Origin of the sequence: Archangium sp., assembly GCF_036388035.1 — a bacterium.
Lineage (GTDB): Bacteria > Myxococcota > Myxococcia > Myxococcales > Myxococcaceae > Archangium.
Map to the genome: position 1 here is coordinate 1 of NZ_DASVSO010000715.1, position 4,307 is coordinate 4,307.

The window sequence follows — 4,307 nt, forward strand, 5'->3', positions numbered from 1 at the left end:
GGCTTCGCGCGCCCGACGCCCGCGAGCTCGGCGATGGAGCGCAGCACGTCCTCGCGCGCCACGTTCACCACCTCCAGCCGGGACTGGAGCCGCTGCACGTCCGCATGGGCACGCTTCCACTCGGCCTCCAGGTCCTCCACGCGCTTGCGCAGCTCCGTCTTCCGCTCGCGCGCGCCCTCGCGGGGCTTGTCCTTCCAGGTACGGCTCACGCGGGCCTGCGCCACGGTGCCGCCGGAGAGCTGGGCCTGGAGCGATCGGTCCACCGCGAGCGGCGAGAGCCCCTCCACGCTCAGTCGCTGGGGGCCGGCGGGCAGCACCACGTCTCCGCGGCGCTCCACCAGCGCGCGATCCTCGAGGACGGTGACCTTCACCACGGGCAGATGGATGGGGGTGCTCATCACGTCCTCCGGTTTCCGCCCACGAGCATCTTGCTCGAGGGAATCCGTACGATCCACGTCGCGTTCAGCGCCTGCGTCTCACCCGGTTGCAGCGTTACCTTCCAGGCCCGCTCGCCCTCCACGGGCGTCTCGCCGGGCAGCAGCGAGCGCTTGCTCCAGGCGGGCTTCACCTCGGCCTCCTCCACCTTGATGTCCTTCTCGGCCGAGGGCACCGCCGGCATGCGCTCCAGCACCTCCACCACGGCCCGCTGCGGGGTGCGGTTGGCCAGCTCGATGCAGACGTGGTGGGTGAGCACGTTGGCGCCGCCGAACATGCCGCCGGAGGCCTCGTCGAAACGCGTGTTGCGCGACACCTTGATGGACTCCTCGACACCCAGGCCCAGCCGCTGCGTGGCGCCGGGCGCGAGCGTGGGCAGGGGCGAGGTCATCAGGAACTCGTCGCCGAGCGTGACGTCCACCGGGCCGGCGAGCAGCGCGTGCGGCGTGCGGTTCTCCACCTTCACGTTGCGGAAGGCGCGCGACTCCAGCGAGGGCACGCAGACGTACTCGGCGCTCAGGCCCACCGGGGCGGAGAAGACGGGCACCAGGTGCCACACGCCATCCGAGGGCACCTCGGCGCGCACCTCCACGTCGAAGCGGTGGTCGAAGTGCGGCGAGGACTGGCGCGGCGGCACGGACCAGGTCGGCGGCGGCACGCCCTGGACGGAGGACACGGTGCGCTCGTACTGGGCCACGATCGCCATGACGTCCACGTGCACGTTGAGGGCAAACAGGGAGACCAGCTCCCGAGACAGGGCCTCGGGCCTGGACTGCAGCCGGCCGCGCTGCGCCGGGTCCCACGCGGAGGCCATCTCCAGGCTGCCGTAGTCGAGCAGGCCTCCCGCCGGCTCCAGCCCGGCGTCCTGCTGCCGCGGCCCTCCCTCGACGACGCCTCCTCCTCCCAAGCCGCCGGAGAACGAGCCTTCATCATCGAGCTCGGCCATCCCGTCGAGCGACGGCTCCTCCTCCATCTCCATGGGCGGCTCGTCGGCGGGCATGCTGCGCCTCTTCATCATGTTCCCGCTCTTGAGTTTCGGAGCCATCGCGCCCGGCGCTGGAGCGGGTGGGGGTCCTCCACGCATGGGCATGGGGGGAGGCCGGGCCGCGGGGATCTCGGAGGTCTCGGACCCCACGGCGCGCATGGACTGGGACACGCGCATCGGCGCCGCCGCCACCGGGGCGATGGCGGGAGGCGGAGGCGGCCCGGCATTCCCATAGGGCGCCTGCTGCGGCACGGGCTCGGCCGGCGGAGGCATGGCGAACTCACGCGCCCGGGTGCGCTCCTGCCGGGGCGTGGGCTTGGACGGGGAGGGCCGGGCCGAGTCGTAGCCGCTGAACAGCTCGTCGAGCCCCGGCGGTGGCTCGCGCCAGCCCGAGCGGGCCGGGGGCGGCTGACGGCGGCCGATGCGCAGGGCCTTCAGCTCCGGCACATCGGCGCGCCGCGCCAGGTCCGCGGTGGACAGGGACAGCCGCACGTTGCTCCAGTCCTCGCCGGTGAGCTGGATGATGGAGGCGCGCATGTGCAGCGTGCCCCCGTCGAGGCTCCGAGGCATCCGCAGATCATAGCCGGGCACCCAGCGGGCCCCGTGGACGGCGTACTCGAGCGCGAGCTGCGCGCCCTCATCCACCGGGCCCACGTCGGAGAGCGTGAGGACGGCCGCCCGGTGGAGCTGGGCGCGCTGGCCCCGTACCGAGGACGAGCCCTCCTCCAGCCTGCGGCGGCGCAGCTCCACCTCTTCGGTGGCGTCGCGGTGCTGGCGCTCCAAGTCCAGGTGCCGGGCCTGCAGGGCGGCGAGCTCCGAGTCGACGAAGCCCGCGAGTGAGAGGATGGCGGTGAGCGCCGACTCGCGGGGCTCGCTCGGCTCGTCCTTCTTGCGTGGCGGGAAGGAGGGCTTGAGCTTCTGGACGGACTGGAGGTCGCGCTGCACGCGCTCCAGCTCGGCGGAGATGCCGTGGAGCTTCTCCTGGGCCTCCTCCAGGGCGCGCTGCGCGGCGGGGAGGTCCGTCTCCGGAGGCAGGCGCACGTCGAAGACGGGCCGGATGTCCCGCACCAGGAGCCCGTGGGGGCCCTTGAGCACGGCGGCCCGGAGCGAGCCGGTGCGCAGCCCCAGGGGCAGGCCCTCGATGCGCACCTGCGCGGGGAGCCGGCCCTTGTCGGAAGGAACCGATGCCAGGCGCGTGCAGAGCGCGCCCTCGGCATGGACGGTGACCGCATCCAGCACGGACGGTACGACGACCATCGAATCCCCCTCGGTCGAGACTGCGCCAGGAGGCTAGCCGGGATGGGGTCCGGAGCGCGAGACCCGGAGAGGTTGGGTGGGCCGTGTTGCCGGTAGCAACGCCGGGGCAGGGTGTTGTTGACGCCCTGGTATCACCTCCCTAGGTTGCCAACGGAGTGGGCCTTCGGGCACACCCGTCGCCTGGCGAGGAGTCTCGTGGGTATCCAAAAGCTGCAGGTGAAGGGCTTCAGGTCCCTGAAGGACGTGACATGGGAGCCGGGCCGGCTCAACGTGCTCATCGGGCCCAACGGCTCGGGCAAGTCCAACCTGTTGCGTGCCCTGTCCCTGCTCCAGCACGGCGCACGGGGGGACCTGCCTCATGAAATCCTCCAGCAGGGAGGTATCGGACCGCTGTTGTGGGATGGGCAGGCTCATGAAATCTCTTGGGCTATCAAGACGGACTCCGCCTTTGATCCCAGCAACTCGATTGGGCGAGGACCGCTCACCTACAACCTGCAAATCAATCGGTTGGGAAATACCAGTGCCTACAGGGTAGAGCGTGAATCGCTGGAAGATGATCTCTACCTGGACGTCGATTTGTATTCCGGACCCAGACGGATCATTCAACGAGACCCAGAGCGTGCCGTCTCGTTTGATAGTACTGGGCACGTGCTCACTTCCGCAGAAGGTCGCCTCCCTGATTCGCAGACTCTCCTGGCGCTCTTCGCTGGCCCATTCGACGATCCGGAGGTTGTTGCCTTCCGGGAGTGCTTATTGGGGTGGTCCATCTACCACGACCTCCGCGTCGACCAGCAGGCTCCTCTCCGTCAGGCTGCGGTGGCTCGTGTGGAAAATCGAGTCGCACCTGACGGGCAGAACCTCATCCCGGTGCTCCACACCCTCTACACAGGGAACCGGGAGTTCAAACGGTCGTTGGATGCGGCTATGTGTGCCGCATTCGGCAGCGACTACGAGGAATTGGTCTTCCCGCCAGCAGCGGACCAACGGGTCCAGCTCCGGCTTCGCTGGCGCTCGCTCAAGACGGAGCAGTCCGCGGCGAACCTGTCCGACGGAACGCTCCGGTTCCTCCTGCTCATCGCCATCTTCGCGAGCCCGAACCCGGGTGAGCTGATCGCGCTGGACGAGCCGGAGACCGGCTTGCATCCGAGCATGCTGCCCATCGTCGCCGAGCTCGCCGCGGAGGCCGCGCAGCGGACGCAGGTCATTCTCTCGACGCACTCGGCCGACCTGCTCGATGCGTTCTCCGAGGTGGCGTTGCCCACCACGACCGTGGTGAACATCACCGAGGGGGAGACCCGACTCTCCGTTCTCGATGGTGAGGAGTTGCGCCGCTGGACGGAACAATACCGCCTCGGGGCCCTCATGCGTTCGGGTGAGCTCGAGGGACTGGCATGAAGTTCGTCCTCTTCGTGGAAGGCCACACCGAGCGGAAGGCCCTCCCCGATTTCCTGAAGCGCTGGTTGGATGTGCGGCTTCCTCGCAAGGTTGGCATCAAGATCGTCCGCTTCGAGGGATTGAACGACTACTGCGGTGAAATCGCCAAGAAGGTCGAACTCAACCTGGGGGGCAAGGCTGGCGCGGATGTCATCGCCGGAATCGGACTGCTCGATCTCTACGGGCCGAAGTTCTA

General features: G+C 69.2%; 4 protein-coding genes. 2 read left to right on the forward strand and 2 right to left on the reverse strand.

Annotated elements, in window-relative coordinates; genetic code table 11:
• Together VF697_RS29395 and VF697_RS29400 are read right to left on the reverse strand one after the other, a co-directional pair.
• Positions 1 to 398 (reverse strand): DUF4140 domain-containing protein (locus VF697_RS29395; protein WP_331100065.1); only part of this gene is annotated, 398 nt, incomplete at its 3' end.
• Positions 398 to 2,677, reverse strand: a complete 2,280-nt coding sequence (locus tag VF697_RS29400) for a DUF4139 domain-containing protein (RefSeq protein WP_331100067.1) — start codon at positions 2,675 to 2,677, stop codon at positions 398 to 400. The genes VF697_RS29395 and VF697_RS29400, both read right to left, overlap by 1 nt.
• Before the next feature lie 195 nt (positions 2,678 to 2,872).
• Here VF697_RS29400 and VF697_RS29405 point away from each other — a divergent pair, with 195 nt between their 5' ends.
• Positions 2,873 to 4,072, forward strand: a complete 1,200-nt coding sequence (locus VF697_RS29405) for an AAA family ATPase (protein ID WP_331100068.1) — start codon at positions 2,873 to 2,875, stop codon at positions 4,070 to 4,072.
• On the forward strand, positions 4,069 to 4,307 hold a 239-nt coding region (locus tag VF697_RS29410), incomplete at its 3' end, for a hypothetical protein (protein WP_331100071.1). The genes VF697_RS29405 and VF697_RS29410, both read left to right, overlap by 4 nt.